The sequence below is a fragment of the Caloramator sp. mosi_1 genome, from assembly GCF_028622835.1.
In the GTDB taxonomy this organism is placed as follows: Bacteria; Bacillota; Clostridia; order Clostridiales; family Caloramatoraceae; genus Thermobrachium.
Genome location: NZ_CP117677.1, coordinates 2,515,636 through 2,536,739, shown reverse-complemented (window position 1 = coordinate 2,536,739; position 21,104 = coordinate 2,515,636). Strand labels below are relative to the sequence as shown.

The 21,104-nt window shown below is 31.6% G+C and carries 24 protein-coding genes and 7 pseudogenes; 20 read left to right on the top strand and 11 right to left on the bottom strand.

The genetic code is table 11. From position 1 onward, the window contains the following. The first annotated feature begins 41 nt into the window (after positions 1-41). From PL321_RS17890 to glgP, 7 genes and pseudogenes are all read left to right on the top strand, one after another. On the top strand, positions 42-305 hold the full coding sequence (locus tag PL321_RS17890; protein WP_273962854.1) for a formate/nitrite transporter family protein: 264 nt from the start codon (positions 42-44) through the stop codon (positions 303-305). Between the two features lie 20 nt (positions 306-325). Continuing rightward, positions 326-457 (top strand): hypothetical protein, encoded by a 132-nt coding sequence (locus tag PL321_RS17885; protein ID WP_273962853.1) that lies wholly within the window; start codon positions 326-328, stop codon positions 455-457. Between the two features lie 11 nt (positions 458-468). After that, positions 469-807 carry a formate/nitrite transporter family protein gene (locus PL321_RS17880; protein ID WP_273962852.1) on the top strand — a complete coding sequence of 113 codons (339 nt, stop codon included), beginning with the start codon at positions 469-471 and terminating at the stop codon, positions 805-807. A 63-nt stretch (positions 808-870) separates the two neighbouring features. Continuing rightward, positions 871-1,479 carry a molybdenum cofactor guanylyltransferase gene (locus PL321_RS17875; protein WP_273962850.1) on the top strand — a complete coding sequence of 203 codons (609 nt, stop codon included), beginning with the start codon at positions 871-873 and terminating at the stop codon, positions 1,477-1,479. 277 nt (positions 1,480-1,756) lie between these two features. Beyond that, a pseudogene (gene fdhD / locus PL321_RS17870) lies at positions 1,757-2,227 on the top strand (formate dehydrogenase accessory sulfurtransferase FdhD); the annotation flags it as partial. 127 nt (positions 2,228-2,354) lie between these two features. Beyond that, positions 2,355-2,594, top strand: coding sequence for a hypothetical protein (locus tag PL321_RS20460; RefSeq protein ID WP_337960877.1), 240 nt, complete (start codon positions 2,355-2,357; stop codon positions 2,592-2,594). A 29-nt stretch (positions 2,595-2,623) separates the two neighbouring features. Beyond that, positions 2,624-3,976, top strand: coding sequence for an alpha-glucan family phosphorylase (gene glgP / locus PL321_RS17865; protein ID WP_337961225.1), 1,353 nt, complete (start codon positions 2,624-2,626; stop codon positions 3,974-3,976). Between the two features lie 21 nt (positions 3,977-3,997). On the opposite strand, the gene PL321_RS17860 is transcribed toward glgP, so the two are convergent. Continuing rightward, positions 3,998-4,489, bottom strand: coding sequence for a cytochrome b5 domain-containing protein (locus PL321_RS17860; protein WP_273962849.1), 492 nt, complete (start codon positions 4,487-4,489; stop codon positions 3,998-4,000). 230 nt (positions 4,490-4,719) lie between these two features. Here PL321_RS17860 and PL321_RS17855 point away from each other — a divergent pair, with 230 nt between their 5' ends. Continuing rightward, a complete protein-coding gene (locus tag PL321_RS17855) occupies positions 4,720-5,007 on the top strand; it encodes a hypothetical protein (protein ID WP_273962848.1) in 288 nt (95 codons plus the stop codon). 284 nt (positions 5,008-5,291) lie between these two features. Here the strand turns inward: PL321_RS17855 and PL321_RS17850 are convergent, their stop codons facing one another. Next, positions 5,292-6,134, bottom strand: a complete 843-nt coding sequence (locus PL321_RS17850; RefSeq protein WP_273962847.1) for a DegV family protein — start codon at positions 6,132-6,134, stop codon at positions 5,292-5,294. Between the two features lie 171 nt (positions 6,135-6,305). Here PL321_RS17850 and PL321_RS17845 point away from each other — a divergent pair, with 171 nt between their 5' ends. The 6 genes and pseudogenes from PL321_RS17845 to PL321_RS17820 all read left to right on the top strand — a co-directional run bounded on the left by PL321_RS17845 (position 6,306) and on the right by PL321_RS17820 (position 9,978). Beyond that, on the top strand, positions 6,306-6,851 hold the full coding sequence (locus PL321_RS17845; protein WP_273962846.1) for a hypothetical protein: 546 nt from the start codon (positions 6,306-6,308) through the stop codon (positions 6,849-6,851). A gap of 118 nt (positions 6,852-6,969) precedes the next feature. Further along, positions 6,970-7,530 (top strand): tetratricopeptide repeat protein, encoded by a 561-nt coding sequence (locus tag PL321_RS17840; RefSeq protein WP_273962844.1) that lies wholly within the window; start codon positions 6,970-6,972, stop codon positions 7,528-7,530. Between the two features lie 228 nt (positions 7,531-7,758). Continuing rightward, positions 7,759-8,419 (top strand): annotated as a pseudogene (gene atoD / locus PL321_RS17835) (acetate CoA-transferase subunit alpha). After that, the gene (locus PL321_RS17830) at positions 8,409-9,071 is read left to right on the top strand and encodes a 3-oxoacid CoA-transferase subunit B (RefSeq protein WP_273962843.1); all 663 of its coding nucleotides are present in this window, start codon (positions 8,409-8,411) and stop codon (positions 9,069-9,071) included. Before atoD ends, PL321_RS17830 begins: the two are co-directional and overlap by 11 nt. Positions 9,072-9,148: 77 nt before the next feature. Then, entirely contained in the window at positions 9,149-9,394 is a 246-nt protein-coding gene (locus PL321_RS17825; protein WP_273962842.1) for a hypothetical protein, read from the top strand. After that, on the top strand, positions 9,343-9,978 hold the full coding sequence (locus tag PL321_RS17820) for a DUF362 domain-containing protein (RefSeq protein WP_337961224.1): 636 nt from the start codon (positions 9,343-9,345) through the stop codon (positions 9,976-9,978). The genes PL321_RS17825 and PL321_RS17820 overlap by 52 nt, the downstream gene beginning before the upstream one ends. 106 nt (positions 9,979-10,084) lie before the next feature. Here the strand turns inward: PL321_RS17820 and PL321_RS17815 are convergent. Continuing rightward, positions 10,085-11,580 (bottom strand): annotated as a pseudogene (locus tag PL321_RS17815) (nicotinate phosphoribosyltransferase). A gap of 202 nt (positions 11,581-11,782) precedes the next feature. On the opposite strand from PL321_RS17815, the gene PL321_RS17810 reads away from it, so the two are divergent. From PL321_RS17810 to PL321_RS17795, 4 genes are all read left to right on the top strand, one after another. Continuing rightward, positions 11,783-12,007, top strand: coding sequence for a hypothetical protein (locus tag PL321_RS17810; protein WP_273962841.1), 225 nt, complete (start codon positions 11,783-11,785; stop codon positions 12,005-12,007). Then, positions 11,947-12,615, top strand: coding sequence for a methyltransferase domain-containing protein (locus tag PL321_RS17805; RefSeq protein ID WP_273962840.1), 669 nt, complete (start codon positions 11,947-11,949; stop codon positions 12,613-12,615). The genes PL321_RS17810 and PL321_RS17805 overlap by 61 nt, the downstream gene beginning before the upstream one ends. Positions 12,616-12,643: 28 nt before the next feature. After that, positions 12,644-13,186: a hypothetical protein gene (locus PL321_RS17800; protein ID WP_273962839.1), complete on the top strand. Its 543-nt coding sequence runs from the start codon at positions 12,644-12,646 to the stop codon at positions 13,184-13,186. A gap of 92 nt (positions 13,187-13,278) precedes the next feature. Beyond that, complete coding sequence (locus tag PL321_RS17795) at positions 13,279-13,716, top strand: tetratricopeptide repeat protein (protein ID WP_273962838.1); 438 nt, start codon at positions 13,279-13,281, stop codon at positions 13,714-13,716. Between the two features lie 27 nt (positions 13,717-13,743). On the opposite strand, the gene PL321_RS17790 is transcribed toward PL321_RS17795, so the two are convergent. The 3 genes and pseudogenes from PL321_RS17790 to PL321_RS17780 form a co-directional block, all read right to left on the bottom strand. Beyond that, positions 13,744-14,886, bottom strand: a complete 1,143-nt coding sequence (locus PL321_RS17790) for a methyl-accepting chemotaxis protein (RefSeq protein ID WP_273962837.1) — start codon at positions 14,884-14,886, stop codon at positions 13,744-13,746. A 118-nt stretch (positions 14,887-15,004) separates the two neighbouring features. Continuing rightward, a complete protein-coding gene (locus PL321_RS17785; protein WP_273962836.1) occupies positions 15,005-15,715 on the bottom strand; it encodes a cache domain-containing protein in 711 nt (236 codons plus the stop codon). A 256-nt stretch (positions 15,716-15,971) separates the two neighbouring features. Continuing rightward, positions 15,972-17,348 (bottom strand): annotated as a pseudogene (locus tag PL321_RS17780) (IS1380 family transposase). Positions 17,349-17,775: 427 nt separating this feature from the next. Here PL321_RS17780 and PL321_RS17775 point away from each other — a divergent pair. Continuing rightward, positions 17,776-18,345, top strand: coding sequence for a hypothetical protein (locus PL321_RS17775; RefSeq protein WP_273962835.1), 570 nt, complete (start codon positions 17,776-17,778; stop codon positions 18,343-18,345). 368 nt (positions 18,346-18,713) lie between these two features. Here PL321_RS17775 and PL321_RS17770 read toward each other — a convergent pair. The 5 genes and pseudogenes from PL321_RS17770 to PL321_RS17750 all read right to left on the bottom strand — a co-directional run bounded on the left by PL321_RS17770 (position 18,714) and on the right by PL321_RS17750 (position 20,265). Beyond that, positions 18,714-19,185, bottom strand: a pseudogene (locus PL321_RS17770) (hypothetical protein). 8 nt (positions 19,186-19,193) lie between these two features. Next, positions 19,194-19,412, bottom strand: coding sequence for a hypothetical protein (locus PL321_RS17765; protein WP_273964675.1), 219 nt, complete (start codon positions 19,410-19,412; stop codon positions 19,194-19,196). A gap of 50 nt (positions 19,413-19,462) precedes the next feature. Then, entirely contained in the window at positions 19,463-19,672 is a 210-nt protein-coding gene (locus PL321_RS17760) for an AAA family ATPase (protein ID WP_273962834.1), read from the bottom strand. Beyond that, positions 19,669-19,943: pseudogene (locus tag PL321_RS17755) on the bottom strand (AAA family ATPase). The gene PL321_RS17760 and the pseudogene PL321_RS17755 overlap by 4 nt, the downstream one beginning before the upstream one ends. Positions 19,944-20,049: 106 nt before the next feature. Then, positions 20,050-20,265, bottom strand: a complete 216-nt coding sequence (locus PL321_RS17750; RefSeq protein WP_273962833.1) for a hypothetical protein — start codon at positions 20,263-20,265, stop codon at positions 20,050-20,052. A gap of 290 nt (positions 20,266-20,555) precedes the next feature. On the opposite strand from PL321_RS17750, the pseudogene rnhA reads away from it, so the two are divergent. Next, positions 20,556-21,019, top strand: a pseudogene (gene rnhA / locus PL321_RS17745) (ribonuclease HI). The last annotated feature ends 85 nt before the right edge of the window (positions 21,020-21,104 follow it).

The following is a 21,104-nucleotide window of genomic DNA, read 5'->3' as shown; positions in this document are numbered from 1 at the left end:
ATTGCTGCTGGCGTAAAAAATCAAAACTTCAAGCGTTACAGATGATTATTTTAGGAATTATTGGTGGTGCGTTTATTGCACTTGGCGGTTATTCTGCTGCAGTTGCCAGCCATTCTATTGAAAACTTTGGTGTAGCAAAGTTTATGGCGGGTGCAGTTTTCCCAGTAGGTCTTATGATGATACTTCTTGGTGGAGGAGAACTTTTTACAAGTAATACAATGATTTTAGTTGGAGTAATTGATGGAAAAGTAGAGCTTAAAAAGATGTTTAAAAACTGGTTTTTGTATATTTTGCAAATCTTTTAGGTTCAATACTTATAGCGTATTTGATTTTTGCATCGGGTGGTCTTGATGTAAATGGTGGAAAACTTGGTGCATATGCATTAAAGGTTGCAGCCTATAAGGGAAGCTTACCTTTTATAAGGCCTTTACAAGTGGTATACTTTGTAATATTTTAGTTTGCATAGCGGTGTGGATGTCTTATGGTGCAAAGGACGTAATACATAAGATATTTGCTGTATGGTTCCCTATTATGGCCTTTGTTGTGGCAGGATATGAGCACTGCGTGGCAAATATGTATTATTTTTCAATAGGTATATTGGCTAAGACAAATCCAGTATATGCTGAAATAGGACATTTTACAGAAGAAAAACTATCACACATATCAATAGGTTCAATGATTCATAATTTAATTCCATCAACATTAGGAAATATAGTTGGTGGTGCTCTGTTTATAGGTTGTATGTATTATTTAGCTTTCAAGAGAATACCTGCTAAAGTTAGTGCAAATAATACTGTAAAAATGTAATTTTAAGTGCCATGAAAAGCAATTTGTGCTGTTTTCATGGCACTTTGGTTAAGGGGTGATTCTTTGAAAAAGTTTTCAACAGCAGCAATACTATGCGGTGGGAAAAGTTCAAGAATGGGTTTTGATAAAAGTAAATTGGTGTTTAATGACAAATTATTAATTGAACATATTGCCGAAAAACTAAATAGGGTATTTGATGATATTGTTTTTATTACTAATGACAAAAATAAATTTAACACAGGATTTAGAGTTATTGAGGACGTTATAAAGGATTGCGGCCCAATTGGAGCTATCTATACAGCACTTTTAAATTCGAACTCACAATTTGTATTTGTTGTTGGCTGCGATATGCCCTTTATAAATTTAGATTACATTAGGTATATGAAGGAAATTTTAGACACAAAAGAAGCAGAATGTCTAATAACGAAAAAGGGAGGGTATTTTGAGCCCTTATGCTCTTTCTATTCCATAGATATAAAGGATAAATTGAAGGAGTCAATAGATAAAGGAAGGTTTAAAATAATGGATACTATTATGAAATGTCAAGCAATATATACATCCGATGAAGAAGTAGAAAAATTTATATCAGAAGTTGATATGTTTGCTAATTTAAACTACAAAGAGGATTTAGAAAAATTAAAATACGGGGAATATTTTAAATGGATGTTGTAAGCACTAAAAAATATATGTATTTAAGGATGGAGAAAAAATAGAAAAGGATGATATTGTAGTTGCTGAGATTCCAGTAAATATATATATAAATAACTATTATTATACAACCTTGATGTGTCTACCTCAAAATTTAAAGGAACTCTGCATCGGTTTTTAAAAACTGATGGTGTTATAGAAGATTATAGTGAAGTAGATGGTATTAGTGTACTTGAACAAAACGTATATATAATGTTGAAGGATAAAAACAGAGAGATAAAAAAGAGAGGGTGCATTAACGTCTGGATGCGGAAAGGGCAGTATACATATTAGCCTAATGACAAGCGAAAATCTTTTAAGAGTAAAAAGTAAAATTAAATTTTCTGCACAGGACATACTTAAAAATGTTAATAGATTTAACAAAGAGAGTAGTTTGTTTATAGAAACAGGTGGAGTACATAGTGCCTGCCTATGCGATAAGGATATATTAGTTAGAATGGATGATATAGGAAGGCATAATGCAGTAGATAAGGTTATTGGCTATGGATTGATTACTAAAATAGGGTTTGATGATAAATATATTATTACATCTGGTAGAATATCATCGGATATGTTAATAAAGGCTTCAAGGATAAATCTACCATTGATTGTTTCACATTCTGCTCCAACATCTTTAGCCGTTGATTTGGCTAAGATGTGCAATATAACACTTGTAGGCTTTGCAAGAGGAAATAGATTGAATGTCTATACTGGATTTGAAAGGATTGTTTAATTAATTTTATGTAGGTTGTATAAATTTATTATATTTTTAAATTTTTTGTATGCAATCGATTGCATTTTTAAAACTATGTTGTATAATACCCTTGTAAGATTAATTAAACGTTTAAGGAGGATATGAAATGAGCAAGAAGTTACCAACTGCAGCATATTTCTGTATGGAATACGGTCTTGATACAAATTTTAAAATCTACTCTGGAGGACTTGGAATCTTAGCAGGCGATATAATAAAGGCAGCAAAGGACTTAGAAGTTCCTATGGTGGCTATTGGTATTAAGTGGAAACAAGGTTATGTTGATCAATACATAGGTGAAGATGGAAAGACTGTTGACACTTATCGCGTTTATGAATATGACTTTTAGAAGATACAGGCGTTAAGGTTCCAGTTGAAATAAGAGATAGAAAGGTATGGTTAAAGGTTTGGAAGTGTGAAAAGTTTGGAAACATTCCACTATACCTGCTTGATGCAGATTTAGATGAAAACTCAGATAGATTACTTACTGCACAACTTTATGGATGGTTTGCAGAGGAAAGAGTTGCTCAAGAAATAATTCTTGGTGTTGGTGGAGTTAGAGCACTTAGAGAACTTGGAATTGATGTTGATGTATATCACTTTAATGACAACCACCCAGTATTTGCTGGACTTGAACTAATAAGAGAAAAGATGGAAGAAGGAATGAGCTTCAATGAAGCATTAGAAAAGACAAGAGAAGAGATAGTATTTACAACTCATACTCCTGTTCCAGCAGGTAATGAAGTTCATCCACACAGACTACTTGAGTATATGGGAGCTTATCTACACTTAGATTACTGGCAAATGAAGAAGCTTGGTGGAGACCCATTCAATATGACAGTTGCAGCACTTAGAATGGCAAGAATAGCAAATGGTGTTGCTCAACTTCACAAGGAAACAGCAAATGAAATGTGGTCATTTGTTGAAGGAAGACCAGAAATACTTGGTATTACAAATGGTGTTCACAATGGAACTTGGCAAGATGCAAGAATAAGAAAAGCATATGAAGAAGGTGAAGATCTACTTAAGGTTCATCAAGAAATAAAGAAGGAACTTATAGCTTTTGTTGAAAAGAGAACAGGAGTTAAGCTTGATGCAGATAAGCTATTAATTGGTTTTTCAAGAAGAGCCGCTCCATATAAGAGAAGTAACCTAATATTTACAGATGAAAAGCTAATTGCTCCATATTTAGAAAGCGGAAAAATACAAATAATATTTGCAGGTAAGGCACATCCAAATGACTATACAGGAAAGGGTATAATAGCAGATATAGTTTCTTATGCTAAGAAGTATCCAAATAGCGTTGTATTCTTAGAAAACTATGATATGGAAATAGGTGCAATGCTAACAAGAGGATGCGACATATGGCTAAATAACCCAAGAAGACCACAAGAAGCTTCAGGTACTTCAGGAATGAAGGCAACTATGAATGGTGTTCTAAACTGCAGTATCCTTGATGGATGGTGGCCAGAAGCTTGTAACCACGGTGTAAACGGATGGCAGTTTGGAGATGGCAAGGGAGTTGACGACTTTGAAACACTTGAAGAATTAGATGCACACGATGCAAAGTGCCTATACGATGTACTTCTAAAGGAAGTTGTTCCAACTTACTATGAAAACAAGGCTAAGTGGGCAGAAATGATGAGAGAAAGCATTAAGTCAACTCAAGAAAAGTTCTCAGCTGCAAGAATGGTTAAGGAATACTATGATTTAATGTATATAAAGAAATAAGGCGTTTAGCCTTATTTCTTTTTATTTAAGCTTTCCTACAGGTGTTAGCTTTAAAAGCAGAGTTTCTTTGTTTTCGTGACAGCTGTTCATTTCCTCTGTTAAATCACGCCCTGCTACAAGACCAAAATGAACGCCATCAAGCCACGTTCTGTTATTTGTTACGTCGTAAATAATTCCATCTATTGCAACATAGGCAGGGTTTCCATTAGAACCATCAAATTTTAATAGTTCTTCCTTTGTTAAAACTAATTCACCTCTTTTATCCTTTACAAGTTCCTTAATCAAGTTACATTTTATGTCTATAAGTTTAGATATTAATTCCTTTGTAGTTTCATCTTCTTTTCTTAAAAGTTCAGCATAATTTGAAATATCGTCAATCAAAGCAATGACAGTTTCTTCTTTGTTGCTTCTATCAAAATGTGGTTCATCTATTTCTATGTTTATATCATATTGAGAGAGCAGTTTTGCAAGGTTTAGCAGAGTATAAGTGTGTTCAATTGATAAATTTTTCATTTCTAAACCTCTTTTATTCATTGTAAAAGGATATTTGAAGTATTTTTTCTCTGTTTATTATATTAATTAGCAAGGATAATTTTTGTATATCCATACTACACCTCAATAAAACTTCTATCATATTAAAATATGAAAAAAGTTTTTAAAATAGAATAGTAATATTCTTTTTAGTTGAAAACTATTAATATATTGTGATATTATTAAATTTGTGCGTATTGGAGGTGTGACAGTTGATAAAAGCGGCAGTTAATAGTTTAGATTTAGTAAATAGAATAGATATGGTTTTAAAGGGAAGGAAAAATCTTATGTTTTATGATGGAAGAAGGGATGGTCTTGAGGATAATGTAGCCTTTAAATATTTTTATTCGAGTCCAAAGAATGCGTTGGATTTTGTAAATGTTGACATATTTGAAAATCCAAAGGATTGTATTTATGGTGTAATAAACGTAATTATGGACTATGACGGTGGATATGAAGATTTAAGCAGTGATTATGGAAATATTGTGGTTAAAAAATAGATATAAGAGGTGTGGATAAAATAAAGATTGAGCTTTTTTGAATAATTATGGGGTTTCAAACATAGAGGGTGCAATAGAGTATTTTGAAGGGTACATAATGAATAAAGCTTTTATTTAAATGGTTGTTGAAAAAGTTGTAATATGATTGGCTCCTTGAAGGATTTCTTTGGCATTCCTTCAAGGGGCCAATCGAAATCCTTTCAAGGGGCAATATCATAGTATAGCATTTTTTATGTTTGTAAACATCCTGATACATATCACGAATATACCATTTGCCTGCCTTTTTAAACTGGCATAAACACAAGTCCAATAAGTCCAGGGCCTGAATGCACTAAAAGTGCAGGGCTTATTTGACCTATTATAATATCCTCTATATTTCCAAGGGCTTTTATCTTTTCTGCATATTTTAGGGCTTCTTCCTTAACGCATCCGTGGGGAATTCCTACCAAATACTTTCCATTATTTATAACAGCTTTAAGTTCATCAAGCATTCTATCAAGGGCTTGATTTTTACCTCGAGCTTTATTGAAGGTAAAGTATTTACCATTTTCATCAACAGATATAATAGGTTTTATACTTAAAAGGCTTCCAAGTGCAGCGGTGACACGACCTATTCTTCCACCTTTTTTAAGGTATTCTAAGGTATCTACTATAAAAAATCCCTTAACCTGTTCTCTGATTGAGCTTAATTTATTTGTAATCTCATTGAAGGATAATTTTTGCTGTATCATCTTTGCAGTTTGTAGAACAACAAATCCAAGTCCTAAGGAAAGTATCTTTGAGTCGAAAACTTCAATTACCATATCGCTAATTTCACTTGTGATCATCTTAATCATATTGTAGGTTCCGCTAAGCCCAGATGATAATGTGATAATAATACAATGAGTATAGCCTTCACTTTTTAGGTATTCTATTTTATTTAAAACATCACTTGGTGATGGCATAGATGTCTTTGGAATCTCAACTTCAAGATTTTTAGCAACTTCTTCAGGTGTAATATCAACCCCGTCCTTATACTCGCGGTTTGAATATATAACATTAAGAGGAATAACCTCAATGTTATTTTTTATTATTATTTCTTTAGGTAAATCGCAAGAGCTGTCAGTGATTAGAGCTATCTTTTCCATAACATACCTCCGAATTTGGTTTATGAATTTATTATATAACGTTTTTAAACATTTAACAATTAATTTTAGTTAATTTTTGTTATAAATCAAGCCTAAATATCTGCTTTTATAGTATTATTTACAATTATTTTGGAAATAATGTAAATAAAAATGTTTAGGGTGGTGAAAAAAGTGACCGACAAGGAAAAGCTCATTGCCTTTGAAAAATATATGAGAGAAAAAAATTTAGATGAAGAAACCATTAACTTTAATCTACTTGTTGTAAAGCTTTTAATAAACAGAGTTTTAGTTTATTTCAATGAAACTTTAGAAACCATTGATTCTTTTACCTTTGAAGAATTTACAGATATGATAAGTGTAATCAATAGTGAACTTGGAGGAAGAGACGGCATACCCAAAATGCTTAATGCAATGCTGGAGCTTACTGAATTTTTAAAGATTAATAAGTTTATAAAGGGTGGAAAGATAGCTCACTATAAAAGAATGTTTAATAATACTGAATACTATTTAGAAAAATATGACAGATTGATGGGTAAAAGGGATGATACAAAGGACTTTATAAAGGAAATTACAACAAACAATTTTAGTAAGTTTGTAATAAATAATTGCGAATATGTAAACAACTATGATTTTAAAACAATGATTTTGTTAGAGAAGATATTAAACGATATTCCACTTGAGAGTTATGAAAAAATGAAGAGACAGAGGTCTTCATAAAGTTTTTAATTCAAAACAACTTAATCATTTATGATAAAAATGTTATTGAAGTTACAAAAAGGGTAGAGCATTATCAAGATTAGATATAGATGAAAGATATGCTGGAATTTTGTATTTAATGCTATTTAGGACAAACTGGGCAAATATCGTAGACAATTTAAACTTTGACATCATAAAAATTAGAGACATATTGATTAGTATCTTTAATAAAAATGATCAGGTTAAAATAAATGTAAATGAAATGATTAGAATAGATGAGAAAAATAGTTTAATAGAAATTGCCAGCGAAAGATTTAGGCTTGCCAGCATTGAAGCTATGACAAAGGGTGGGTGTGTATTAGATTTATCCTTTGTTAATATGGGGCTTATTGAAATAAAAGCATATAATGGATGCCTTATGTACAATGCTACAGAGCTTGGTAAAAAGGTGCTAAATTATTTGTATAAGGATATGGTTTATCAGATGAAGAGTAGGATAGAAAACATAAACATTTCGATAAGGGATAAAAATTATGATAGAGCAGAAAAGAAGATATTAGAGTTTTTGATGATTTATGGAGGAAACAATATTGTTTGGGATTATTTAGCACAGCTACTTATATTCAATAAAAGATATGAAGAGGCTTATATTGTCTTAAAAATGCCTATGAAACTTCATCTAAAAGAGGTGGTGCAGTAAAAACCATACTTTATCACTTGGTATTGGTGGCAAGAAAGCTAAAGCTTAAGGAAGAAGTAGAAATATATGAAGATAGACTTAGCAACTTAAACAGAGTTAAATAATGGGAGAATAGATAAGCAAAATCGAGAAATAACAAAATATTATGAAAATTTAAAAATAATATAAATTGTTAATGCTGCTATTTTTTATATTATATAATTAGAATGGGGGTTATGGAGGTGGATTATGAACAAGATAAAAAGTATTGAAGAGATAATGGAGTTTATTAACGATGGCCAAACTATTATGTTTGGTGGATTTTTAGGAGTCGGAACAGCAGAGAGTATAGTAGATGCAATAGTCAAAAGGGAGTTAGAGATTTAACCATTATTTGCAACGATACCGCCTTTGTAGATAAGGGAGTTGGTAAGCTTGTTGCAAATAAACAGGTTAAAAGGGCAATAGTATCCCACATAGGAACAAATCCAGAAACAGGAAGACAAATGAATGCTGGAGAGTTGGAGGTAGAGCTTGTACCACAGGGTACTTTGGCAGAGCGAATTAGGGCCTACGGTGCAGGTCTTGGAGGCGTATTAACTCCAACTGGAATTGGTACAATTGTTGAAAATGGTAAGACAATACTTGAAATTGATGGTAAAAAGTATATATTAGAAAAACCACTAAAGGCAGATATAGCTGTATTAAAGGGAAGTAAGGTTGATAAAAAGGGAATATATGGTACTCAAAAACAACAAGAAATTTCAATCCTATAATGGCAATGGCAGCGGATATTGTAATAGTTGAGGCCGAGGAACTTGTTGAAGTTGGGGAAATAGAACCTGAAAATGTAGCAACTCCCCATATATTAGTTGATTATATCGTTAAGGGGGAGAAAAATGATAGATAAGGATAAAGTTAGAGAGATTATAGCAAAGAGGATTGCTAAGGAATTTAAGGATGGAGATGTAGTTAATTTAGGCATTGGGCTTCCTACAGAGGTTGCAAATTACATAGATAAGGATGTAGAGGTTATTTTGCAGTCTGAAAATGGGTTTATAGGGCTTGGCCCTGCACCAGAGGAGGGTAAAGAGGATAAGGACTTAGTAAATGCTGGCGGAAAGTTTGTAACTATAAAGAAAGGCGGTGCCTGCTTTGATAGTGCTATGTCCTTTGCAATAATTAGAGGTGGACACGTAGATGCAACTGTTCTTGGAGCACTTCAGGTTGATGAAGAGGGAAATCTTGCAAATTGGATGATTCCAGGTAAGATGGTGCCAGGAATGGGTGGAGCTATGGATTTAGTAGTTGGAGCTAAAAGGGTTATAATAGCAATGGAACATACTGCAAAGGGTGCACCAAAGATTTTAAAGAAGTGTACACTACCTTTAACAGCAGCAAAAGAAGTTAATCTTATAGTTACAGAGATGGGTGTAATTGAGGTTACAGAGCAGGGACTTGTTTTGAAGGAAATCGCACCTGATACAACAGTTGAAGAGGTTATTGCAGCAACCGAGGCAAATTTGATAATTTCACCAGAATTAAAGGTGATGGATGTGTAAAGGGCAGTAATATTACTGCCTTTTTAATTTTTATAATAAAATTACTGTATTTGGTAAAAATAAAAGGGGTGATATAAATGATTAGGAAAAAGAGATTGGAGAGCAATATAATTGGGATTGGCAAGAATCCAGATGAAAAGGCAGCATTGACGCAGGCACTTGGGTATCTTCCTATACAGAGCTTAGTCGATAATACGACTACTGTAACAATTATTGCTAATCTTGTAAATATCAATCCTCCTAATAAAGGTGTAGTTGTTGGAGGAGAAACATTGAGAGAGCTTATAAGATATCTAAAATCAAAAATCCAAAACGACTTGTAGTTGCTGGAGGGGCAGGTGGAGCAAACACCCTTGATGTTTTAAAGTCTAATGGATATGATTCTATAATAAATCAAGAACAGGTAGAGTTTATTGACCTTAATTTTGGAGAATACTTTGATTTAGAGCTTGAGCACAATATTGTAAAGAGCACAAAGATAAATAAAATAATAAAGGAATCGGATGTTATTATTTCCTTTACACAGCTTAAGATTCACGAAGAGGCAACTATGTCGGCATCTATAAAAAATATGGCACTGTCACTGCCGCCTGCAGAGATACACGGGTATCCTAAAAAATCACTTGGTATTCACGAAGATTTGCACGGTTTTATTTATGCTATGGCAAAGGCGATACCTATTGACTTGGCAATTGTAAGTTTAAGCCCTGCTATGATTGGAACAGGACCGTCAAAGGGTGTTGCAGTACATACAGATATGCTTATTGCAGGCTTAGATGCTGTAGCAGTAGATACAATTTGTGCAAGGCTTCTTGGATTTAGACCTCAGGCTGTTAACTATCTTTTTAGACTGATTAAGGACGGAGTAGGACAGGGCAATTTAGATAATATAGACGTTAAGGGGTAAAGCTTATTGATGCAGAAAAGGCCTTTTCTAAAATAGCCTATGGAAGCGAATTTTCTATAGATGAATAAAAAAATATTTAATATTAAAAGCCCTAAGGTGGAGTTATTTAAAATCCATCTTGGGGCTTTACAAAATTACTTATAATTTTTGTATACTCATTTAGAAGTCTTTGCTTTAATCCCCATACCTTAGTTGAAAGGTCTACGTAATATCTATGAGGATTTTCAAATCTTAACACTTCATCCCAAAGTGTATTTAGTTCGCTTTGGGCATAGCTTCTTATTTCTTTTACTGTAGGTGAATTATATACAAGCTCCCCTTGTCGAAAATCTTTTCAAGAAGGGGTCTTGCGTAAAAATTGGTTACTGTTTTACGCTTCCAAGTAAAAATAGGATCAAATATTTCAAGTGGTTTATTTTGGTCTATTATTTCATCCTGGAAGGTTATTAGGTCTGCTATTGCTTTATTTGTTTCTTTATCAAACAGTCTATAAATTTGCTTAAAGCCAGGGTTTGTTATTTTTTCTTCGTTTTCACTTATCTTAATTTTAGGAATAATTTTTCCATTATCCTCTACTGCAACAAGTTTATAGACTCCACCAAATACTGGTTCGGATTTTGCAGTTATTAGTCTTTCACCAACTCCAAATCCATCTATTTTTGCTCCCTGTCTTAGAACATCCCTTATAATGTATTCATCAAGTGAATTTGAAACAATAATTTGACAATCTGGATAGCCTGCCTCATCAAGCATTTTTCTTGCCTTCTCAGTTAGATATTTTATATCACCGCTGTCTATTCTTATTCCCTTTGGTCTTATACCACGAGGAAGCAATTCTTCATTAAATACCTTTATTGCATTTGGTACCCCAGATTTTAATACGTTGTAGGTGTCAACTAATAATAGACAGTTTTCAGGATATGTTCTTGCCCAGGCTCTAAAGGCTTCAAGCTCCGAATCAAAAAGTTGAACCCAGCTATGGGCCATTGTTCCAACTGCAGGTATACCAAATTGTTTTTCTGCTATTGTGCAGGCGGTGGCATTACATCCCCCAATATAGGCAGCTCTGGCACCAAATATAGCACCATCGTATCCTTGGGCTCTTCTTGAACCAAATTCTAAAACTGTTTTTCCTTCTGCAGCTCTAACAATTCTATTTGCCTTTGTAGCAATAAGGGTTTGATGGTTTATAGTTAAAAGAACCATTGTTTCAATAAATTGTGCCTGAATAATAGGCCCTCTTACTACAAGTAAAGGTTCATTTGGGAAAACAGGTGTACCTTCTTTTATAGCATATACATCGCAGCTAAATTTAAAGTTTTTAAGATAGTTTATAAAATCATCGTTGAATATATTTTTACTCTTTAAATACTCAATATCGTCTTCACTGAACTTTAGATTTTTAAGATATTCTATAAGTTGTTGTAAACCTGCTACAATACAGTATCCTCCATTATCTGGAACTCTTCTAAAATACATATCAAAATAGGCTATTTTTTCACCAACACCATTTTTGAAATATCCGTTTGCCATTGTTAACTCATAAAAATCAACTAATAAAGATAGGTTTCTATCTTCTTTCCAATCAAATGTTAAGGACATTTACCTTGCTCCTTTCAACAAAATGTAGTAAAATCTTTACGCTAATATAATTTTATTACTTTAAGTAGATTAGTACAAGTATAATAAATTTAATATTTAGGATGGTGATTTTATTGGCTTCTATTTCAGATGTAAAAGAAGGCTTCCAGAGGAATTTATAAATTATATATATGAAGAATTTTCAGTAGGGACAGCAGATAAAATGCTTTATTCCTTTATGGGGGATAGATATACAACCCTTAGAGTAAATACACTTAAGTATGATATAAATAGTTTAATGGAATATTTTAAAAGGATAAATATAAAATTTGACAGAGTTCAGTGGTATAAGGATGCACTAATAATAAAAATGCAGATGAGAAGGACTTGGAAAAGCTTGATATATATAAAGAAGGGTATATTTACATTCAGAGCCTTCCAAGTATGATACCGCCGCTTGTATTAGATCCTAAAAATGGTGAGAAGGTATTAGATATGACTGCAGCACCAGGAAGTAAAACGACACAGATGGCTGCTATGATGAATAATGAAGGATATATTTTAGCAAATGAACTTGATAAGATTAGATGTGAAAGGTTAAAATATAATGTAGAGCTTCAAGGTGCAAGTATAGTTGAGGTTGTTAATGGGAGAGGAGAACAGCTTGGAGATAAGTATCCTGAGGAGTTTGATAAGGTTCTTTTAGATTCACCCTGCAGCGGTGAAGGAAGATTTAACATAAAGGATGTAAAGACATATAGGTTTTGGTCTCCAAAGGAGGTAAACAGGCTATCAAATCTTCAAAAGAAACTTATGCTTAGTGCTTACAAAGCATTAAAAAAAGGCGGAATAATGGTATATTCAACCTGTACGTTAAACAGAAAAGAGAATGAAGAAGTATTAGAGTGGGCATTAAATAATCTTGATATTGAAATCCTTGATATTGATCTTAATATAAATGGTGTTGTAGAGGCATTTACTGATATGTATGATAAAAGTATAAAAAGGCAATCAGGGTGTTGCCTTCTAAAGAACTTGAGGGATTTTTGTTTGTAAATTAAAAAGAAATAGATGGAGGAGATAAATGTTAAATAAAGTACAGGTAATAGATGTAGCAGCTAAGAGGGATGATTTATACAATTTTTTAAAGAGCAATAATTATATTGCAAATAAAGTAATAGATGATTTGATTTTACTCTTAGATGTTTTGGATGAGATATCTAAAAATAAAAATATAATAAATAATGAAAAGTTAATTATAGACTTAATTGCAAAACATTTTAAAAGAAGTTCTGCGTATATAAGACTTTTGATTGATTTTTTAAAGGCTGAGGGTATATTCAGTGGTTTTGAAGATTTTAATTTAACTTCAAGGGAATTGCTTATAAGACATATAGATAGGTATTATTTATCTGCAGAAATAATAAGATTTCTACTTATAAATGCTGACTGGAATATATATTTAAAATCAAGGGACATATATTTATCTTTAGATTCAAGAATGTTTGTATTTGCACTACTATCACAAACTTCAAAAAGACTAATAGATGAAACCTTTATTTTAAGGGATAGTGGTATTTATAGGATTTCCTTTTTGGTTCTATATCTAAACTTAATTCAAGTTTAGCCTTCAAAAGGGTAGCTGAGGAGATATTTGAAGCTTTAAATTTAGGTAGCTATGAAAAGGACTTCTTTATACCAAATGATTTTGGAAGAAAAATGTTTAAATATCTATCAAGGGACTTACTTGAACAGTATGAAAAGCTCTTAGATGAGTGCTGGGATTACTACGATAAGGGAAACTTTGAACAGGCCTTTGATATTGCAAAGAGTATAATTCGAGTTTTATCCTTTGTACCTGAGGCCTATAATGTTTTAGGGTGTGTATATATCAAAATGGGAGATATTGAAAAGGCACGTGATATGCTAAATTTTGCAATAGATGTTTATGAAAAGACGTCCTTGGGGGATTTTGAAGTAGATTCCTATATATCACTATACTATAATTTAGGTCTCTCTTACTACTATATGAATGAGTATTTTAGAGCACTTAGTATTTTTAAAAGTTTAAAAAAGACTATTCCCTTAGAAATAGATAATTTAGATGAACTAATTGAGGGAATAAAACTTATGACAGTAGTTAGGCCAATAAACTAAAGAATCTTTAGTTTATTGGCCTTTATATTATATTCTAAATATATTTACCTGTTCCTTGAGTTTATTTGCTATTTTTTCTAACTCTTGTGCATATCCGTGTACAATATTAATAGCTTCGGATTGTGATAGTGATGTTGCAGCAACATCATCTGTTGTCTTTACTGTTTCTTCTATAGATTGGCTTATTGTATTTATAACTGCCGACATTTGCTGTGCGGATGCAGATTGTTCTTCAGCAGCTGCTGCAACTTCTTCTATGTGGTTGTTTAGAGTATTTATTTGTTTTTGTATAATAGATAGTGCAGTCTTAAGCTCCTCTGCAGCTTTGCTTCCCTCTTCAACAAGTTCTATTTCAGTTTTTGTTGTTGAAACAGCAGCTTCAACCTTAATCTGTATATTTTCTATCAGTTTACCAATATTTTTAGCTGCATTACTACTTCCTTCTGCAAGCTTTCTAACTTCATCAGCAACAACAGCAAAGCCGCGTCCAGCTTCACCTGCACGAGCAGCTTCTATTGCAGCATTAAGTGCAAGAAGGTTTGTCTGAGATGCTATATCTGTTATTGTTTTTACTATTATATCTATTTGTTTAGATGCTTCGTAAAGCTCTGTTACAACATCCATAACTTCAGTTGCTGAATGCTTTATTTTTTCCATTGCATAAGCTGTATTTTCTACTGTTTGATAGCTGTTGTTTGTAGCAGAAACTGCCTCTTCACTATTGTCTTTAACCTTTGATACTGATTCTGCAACAAGCTGTGCATTTGATGCTATCTCTTCTATGCCTGCATTTGCCTCTTCAATGCTTGCAGCGTTTGTTTGAGTTGTTGAAGCTATGTTCTCCATAGATTTAGTTATGGCATTAATTGCCTTCACACTGCTATCTGTAGAAACATTAATATCCTTTGAAGCACCAAGAAGCTGTGAACTTGTTGCCGTTATTTCAGAAACTATTTGTCTTTGATTTTTTACAAGCTGTATAAGACTATCTTGAATAATTCCTATTTCATCGTCTCTATCTTTTTTAATATCAATAGTTAAGTTGCCATCAGATATTGATTTTATATTTTGTACCAGACTGTTTATTGGATTTGTAATATATTTTACAATTAGTACACCTATAACTGTTGCTGCTACAATAATTAATGCTATTAGAATTATTGTTGTCATTAATGTGCTTTTGTAGGCCTTTTCATATTCATCCTGTGATAGAGTTGCAACAAGAATCCATCCAGTTTTTGTGAGTTTGCAATACCCATTATTTTATCAAGTCCATTAAAATTATACTTTATATTTCCCTTTTTTGTTCAATTAACCTTTTACCCCAATCGTATTTTTCAGCAAGGTTTAATCCAATAAGGGAACTGTCTGGGTGAACTAATACTGAACCATTTTGAAGAATAATTGCTGCATATCCCTTTTCTCCAACCTTTGTTTTTGACACAACCTCTGCAAGGGATGTCATATTAATATCCTCTGCAACTACTGCTGTTTTTCCGTTGTTTAGTTTAATTGCCTTTGCGACAGTAACAACAAGCTGTCCACTGGCTGCATCTTTGTAGGGTTCTGTAATTATTATTTTTCCAAAATTTGCTTCAGCCTCTTTGTACCAAGGTCTTGTAGTTGGGTCGTACCCTGCTGGGAATTCTACCTTTGGGTAGATAAACATTTGTTTGTCCTCTGTTCCCATATAGGAATAGAGAACTGTTGTGTCTGATTGTTGTAGTGATTGTAGTACAGCATTTAAGCTTTCAGTATTTAGATTTAAAGTAGCTGGATTTTTAATTATAGTTTCTATTTGTTTTTCGTATTTTTCAATAAACTGGTCAACATAGGCGGCCTTTTCATTTGCAATTTGTGCAGTTAATTCATTTACTTTTCCTTCAATTACATTACCAAACTTTAATATTGTAAAGGAGGAGGTTATTATTATTGGCAGTATAGCCATAAGTAAAATGATAGGGATAAGTTTGAAACTTAGTTTTTTAGCTTTTTTCATATCATACACCTCTCGACTCATTTTTTAATATTTCGACAGCAAAGGCATAAACTTTAGTAATAATACGAAAATTTAATAATTAACTTGAATTCGGCAAGTAAATTTTAAAAAAGTTTCTACTTGCCATTTTTGTTTTCTTTATGAATAAATTTACATTTATTATGATATTTTATACCGTTAGGTCTTTTTTGAGTATACTTAATAAACCCAAATAACATTTGGATTTTTAAGGGAATTTATTGTTTTTATTTTACTATTAAGTATAAACTGTTATCATTTTTCTACTAAAAATATGTATTTGTTTTTGAATATGAGTAATGATTTTTTCTAATAAGCAATTATTTGAAAAACTTAAATATCTATAATATTTGCTGCCGCAAACATTACCACAAACTCTATAAAATATTCTTCTTAATGTACTAATTTCATGATGTTGTACTTCCTTAGGCATGATTGCTTGTTTAAACCAGTTATGAATGTTATATGCTATCATTTTTATTAAAAGGTACAATTCATTGCATTTATGATTTACTAAACTATTTTCGCTAAAGGCATAGCCTTCTTTTATTTCATCTATATTATTTTCAACATCACATCGTTGATTATAATCTTGAAATATTTCTTCAGGTGTTAAATAATTTATATTTGTTACTATTGCTTGATATTTATATTTACATTCTTCGAACATTAACTGATTCATATTTTTGGAATAATTTTTTCTCTTATAATCACAAATCTTCTTGCTCTTTGCCATTTAGGCAATGGAACTGTAATTTCTGTAACAGATAAAGTAGAACTTATATCGTGCCATATATAATCCTTTGGATTATTATTTATAAAATCTATTATCATTTTAACAGTAGAATACATTTTACATTTAACAACATATTCTATTCCATTATCTTCAAAATATAAAAAGTTTTCTTCATCAAAAAACCTCTATCAAGTCTAACTCTTTTAAGAATATATCTTGAAGGAAGCTGGTTTACACAACTCTTAAAGAAATCTAAAAATTTATAATTACTATGGTGTCTACCATTTTCAAGAGTAATGTTAAGTAATTCATCAGTTCCTGAAATAAACCCAACTTTTTCTTTAAATGATGGTCTTCCATTGTACCTTGGATTATATCCTATTCCTGATTTTTCTTGATTACCAAAGATAGTTATAACAGTATCATCAATATTAATACAAACCTCGCGTACATCTTCAGTTGAAGACTTTAAGTCAAGTATTTTTTATTTATAGTTCTTAATTCTTCTAAAGTTTCTGTTGGTAAAGCTTTTAAGAGATCTCTACATACTTTTTCACTGGGTAATTTATCTACACCTTTAAACTTTTTATATCCTTCATCATTTCTTAATGTTTCAATGTGCATAAATCTTGAGAAACCAAGAATATTTGCATCAATCATGTATTCTATAATTTCTGCAGTATTAAAAGTAGAATTAGCGGCCTTCTTATAGGTTACGCCTTTTTCTAAAATAGTTGGTAATCCTATTATTTGTTTAAAGGATTCCACATAAGAAAAAGTTGCTACAGAAGTAACTTTGGTATCATTAAATTTTGCTTTCATGTTCAAAAATCTAATTTTCTTCTTTAAATTTTTTTGATTTTGTTGTAAACTATCCATAGAAATCACCCTTTTGTGTTTTAGTTTTGCAATTATATTTTAACACTTAAAAGGGATGATTTCTTTTAATTTTTGAACAAAAATCCTTTAATTCCAATGTCTTTCGGCATTACTTGCCGAATACAAGATTAAATTATTTTTGGTGAAAAATTGTGTAGAATTTAGTAAAATATAAATAGCAAATAATTGGGAGGGAATTAGATGGATATACTTCAAAGAATAAATAGAGTACAATACACAGCAAACAATAAACCTATAGATAAAAAGGGTATATGCAGCAGCTTAGCTTTAGAAACTATGAATTAATATATAAGCTGTTAAAAACAAGAGAAGTACTATATACGTTGATGAAAACAATGATGTTAATTTTATAATAAAGCTTAATAAAATAGTTGATATAAAGGAAATACTTTATTATAAAAAGTCATTGGATGTAAAATTAGATTTAGAAGGCCCAGTAATTGAACTTATAGTAGATGGATTAGATAGTTTTGAATTTAATTTTAGTTTAAATGATGCAATGAACGTACTTGCTCTAAAATATTTATTTACTAATAAAATTGTAAATGTTCATTTTGTTGTAGAATTGGCTGGAACTTTACAAAAATTTTATTCTTCGGCTATGCCTATTGACCAAAAGGTAATTGAAAGAATTGAGTATGTTTTAAAGTGTTTAGATGAATATTCATATCCTAAAATAGAGGAGGATATAACTAATAAAGAATCTGTTTTGTTTGAATTAGATGCAGGTTTTGAAGTTTTAGATGATTTAATACATATAGTTGATCAATTAAGAAAGTGGAATAGTAAAGATGTATTTTCTATAGCTGTCAAAAGGGATGATAATTTTAAAATCTATTTTATTGGGCAGCTTTTAAATAAAAACTATATAAAGGCTGAACTAAATAAAAAATATAGACTTGTTGAATCTAATTCTATTTCAGATGGAAAAGGGTTTTTAAAATATGATAGAGGTATGATTTATTTCTATATTTGATTAGAAGAATGACTATTAAAAAGTTTTTAAGGGCAGATAGTTGAATAAGTTATAATATGCTGGCCCCTTGAAGGATTTCTTTGGCATTCCTTCATTTCGATAACCAAGTGTAAGCTTTTCTTTGTTTGAAAAGTCCTACCCTCGCGATGCCCTCGTCCTTGAGGGCCGCTCAGCTCGGCACATCGTGTGCCGAATTACGGACTTTTTCAAAATCGAAAAGCAACACTTGTTAAAGCTTATGAAATATGCCAATTTGAACTCCTTTCAAGGGGCAGTTTAATAAACAGAGCATTTCTTATGTTTGTCAATAATCTGATGCCTCTTAAAAAAGCTTTTAAGAGGCATATTTATAACAATTATCAAGAAGTTTATTGTAATATAGAATCAATCTCTTCTTCATAAATAGTTTCTTTTTCTAATAATTCTGCTGCCAATCTATGAAGTTTTTCTATATTTTCGTTTATCATATCTAAAACTTCATTGTATAGCTTTTTAACAATATCATTTGCTGTATCTACTATTTGTTTCATATCAATATATGAATTTTCTTGAATTACAGAGTAGCTTAAAAGGCCTGATGTTTCAAACATTCCAAAGTCTTTAATCATACTGATTATAATTTCTGTAACCTTTTTATGTCGTTTGATGCACCTGTTGTAATATTATCTTTACCAAAAATTATTTCCTCTGCAGCTCTTCCAGCAAGATATATTTTTACAGTGTCAAGGAGCATTTTTTAGTTTGATAGTTTGTATCCTTTGGTACAGTTAGTGTATAGCCACCTGCACCCTTTGTGCTTGGAATGATGGTTATTTTTCTTACACTTGAATTTCCTGTAATCTTTGAAATTAGAGCGTGTCCAGCTTCGTGGTACGCTGTAATTTTTTATCAATTTCTGGAATAGCATCTTTGTTTTTCTTTTCAGCACCAGCGATTACAATAGATAATGCTCTGTCAAGGTGTTCCATAGTTATATTTGGTGAGTTTTCCTTTGCTGCAATTATGGCTGCCTCATTAACTAAATTTTCAAGCTTTGCACCTGAAAAATAAACTGTAGTCTTTGCAATTTTACTGATGTCTACGTCTTCAGCAAGCGGCTTGTCCTTAAGATAAAGGCTTAATATTTTTCTCTATCTTTTACATCTGGAAGGTTTATTTCAATATGTCTATCAAATCTTCCAGGCCTTAAAAGAGCTTCGTCTAATGTATCAAGCCTATTTGTTGCAGCAATAACAACAATACCATCACTGCTGTTAAAACCAGACATTTCAGAAAGCAGTGCATTTAATGTTTGATCCCTTTCGTCGGAACCGCTATCTGCCCTCATTGAACGTTTTTACCTATTGCATCAATTTCATCTATAAAGATTACTGCCTTGCCCTTTTCCTTTGCTTTTTGAAAAGGTCTCTTATTCTACCTGCTCCAACACCTACATATATCTGAACAAAGTCTGAACCGTTTACAGCAAAGAAGGGAACATTTGCTTCTTGGGCAAGGGCTTTAGCAATTAAAGTTTTACCTGTTCCAGGAGGGCCATATAATATAACACCGCGAGGCATTCTTGCATTAAACTTTGCATATTTTTCTGGAGTTTTAATAAAATCAACTAATTCTTTTATACTTTCCTTTGCTTCTTCATTACCTGCAATATTATCAAAGGTAATTCCTGTGTCGGTTACAGCTTCTGTTTCAATTTTGGATAGCCTAAAGGCTCCCCTTTACTTTTTGAATTTTTGTTGTTAAATAAAGAAAAGCAGAAATTAAAGAGACTACAATTGTTGCAAGTATTATTGTTTCTAAGCTTGAGTTTATGCTTTTTTCATAAACCTTAACTCCGTTTATTAATAAATTTTCTTTTAAAGTCAATGTTCTTGGGTTTTCAGTTGTTAAAACTGTACCATCCTTTAATTTAAATTGCATAGTTTCTTTGTTTGTAATATAAACTTCAGCAACATTTCCCTTTGTACTTCTTTTATAAAGTCCTTATACATCATTTGTGTTTGTGGCTTGGTATTTTTAGATGATAAAAAGCTATTATTATTAAAAACAATACTAAAATTATAGGAATTATGATATTCTTTTTTTGAGCTTATTCATTATATCCCCCTCTCAAATAAGTTTACATAACATAAATATACACACAATTTTTAATCTTGTAAAATAAAATGGTAGAGAATTACCTTGTTAATTTGAGGAATGGAGGTTTTAAAATGAAGGAAGTAACAATATATACAGATGGTGGATGCAGAGGAAATGGAAATGAACAGGCTGTTGGCGGTTATGGATGTGTTTTGATATATAAAGATAAGATAAAGGAAGTAAAAAGGGATTTGAAAGTACAACAAATAATATTATGGAGCTTACAGCTGTTATAGATGCACTAAGTATGTTAAAGGAGCCCTGTAGGGTTAAACTTCATAGTGATTCTGCATATGTTGTAAACGCCTTCAATCAAGGATGGATAGAAAAATGGCAAAAGAATGGTTGGAAAAACAGCAATAAGGAGCCTGTTAAAAATAGAGAATTGTGGGAGAAGCTTATTGAACTTACTAAGATTCATCAAGTGGAATTTATTAAGGTTAAGGGACATAGTGATGATTTTTATAATAACAGGTGTGATGAACTTGCAAACTTAGCAATGGATGAAGTTGAAAGAAATATGTTAAATAAATAACTATAAATGATATGCAAAATGTCGAAAATAATAGAAATGTGATATATTATAAATGGCTAATATGTTATATATTGAAAGAAAAAAT

Excerpts from the sequence above, each read along its gene's own strand:
- PL321_RS17890 (WP_273962854.1), top strand. The coding sequence starts at position 42 with ATGATTATTTTAGGAATTATTGGTGGTGCGTTTATTGCACTTGGCGGT.
- PL321_RS20460 (WP_337960877.1), top strand. The coding sequence starts at position 2,355 with ATGAGCAAGAAGTTACCAACTGCAGCATATTTCTGTATGGAATACGGT.
- PL321_RS17860 (WP_273962849.1), bottom strand. The coding sequence starts at position 4,489 with ATGAAAAATTTATCAATTGAACACACTTATACTCTGCTAAACCTTGCA.
- PL321_RS17850 (WP_273962847.1), bottom strand. The coding sequence starts at position 6,134 with ATGGAAAAGATAGCTCTAATCACTGACAGCTCTTGCGATTTACCTAAA.
- PL321_RS17840 (WP_273962844.1), top strand. The coding sequence starts at position 6,970 with ATGCTATTTAGGACAAACTGGGCAAATATCGTAGACAATTTAAACTTT.
- PL321_RS17830 (WP_273962843.1), top strand. The coding sequence starts at position 8,409 with ATGATAGATAAGGATAAAGTTAGAGAGATTATAGCAAAGAGGATTGCT.
- PL321_RS17825 (WP_273962842.1), top strand. The coding sequence starts at position 9,149 with ATGATTAGGAAAAAGAGATTGGAGAGCAATATAATTGGGATTGGCAAG.
- PL321_RS17810 (WP_273962841.1), top strand. The coding sequence starts at position 11,783 with ATGCTTTATTCCTTTATGGGGGATAGATATACAACCCTTAGAGTAAAT.
- PL321_RS17800 (WP_273962839.1), top strand. The coding sequence starts at position 12,644 with ATGTTAAATAAAGTACAGGTAATAGATGTAGCAGCTAAGAGGGATGAT.
- PL321_RS17795 (WP_273962838.1), top strand. The coding sequence starts at position 13,279 with ATGTTTAAATATCTATCAAGGGACTTACTTGAACAGTATGAAAAGCTC.
- PL321_RS17790 (WP_273962837.1), bottom strand. The coding sequence starts at position 14,886 with ATGACAACAATAATTCTAATAGCATTAATTATTGTAGCAGCAACAGTT.
- PL321_RS17785 (WP_273962836.1), bottom strand. The coding sequence starts at position 15,715 with ATGAAAAAAGCTAAAAAACTAAGTTTCAAACTTATCCCTATCATTTTA.
- PL321_RS17760 (WP_273962834.1), bottom strand. The coding sequence starts at position 19,672 with ATGAGGGCAGATAGCGGTTCCGACGAAAGGGATCAAACATTAAATGCA.
- PL321_RS17750 (WP_273962833.1), bottom strand. The coding sequence starts at position 20,265 with ATGCAATTTAAATTAAAGGATGGTACAGTTTTAACAACTGAAAACCCA.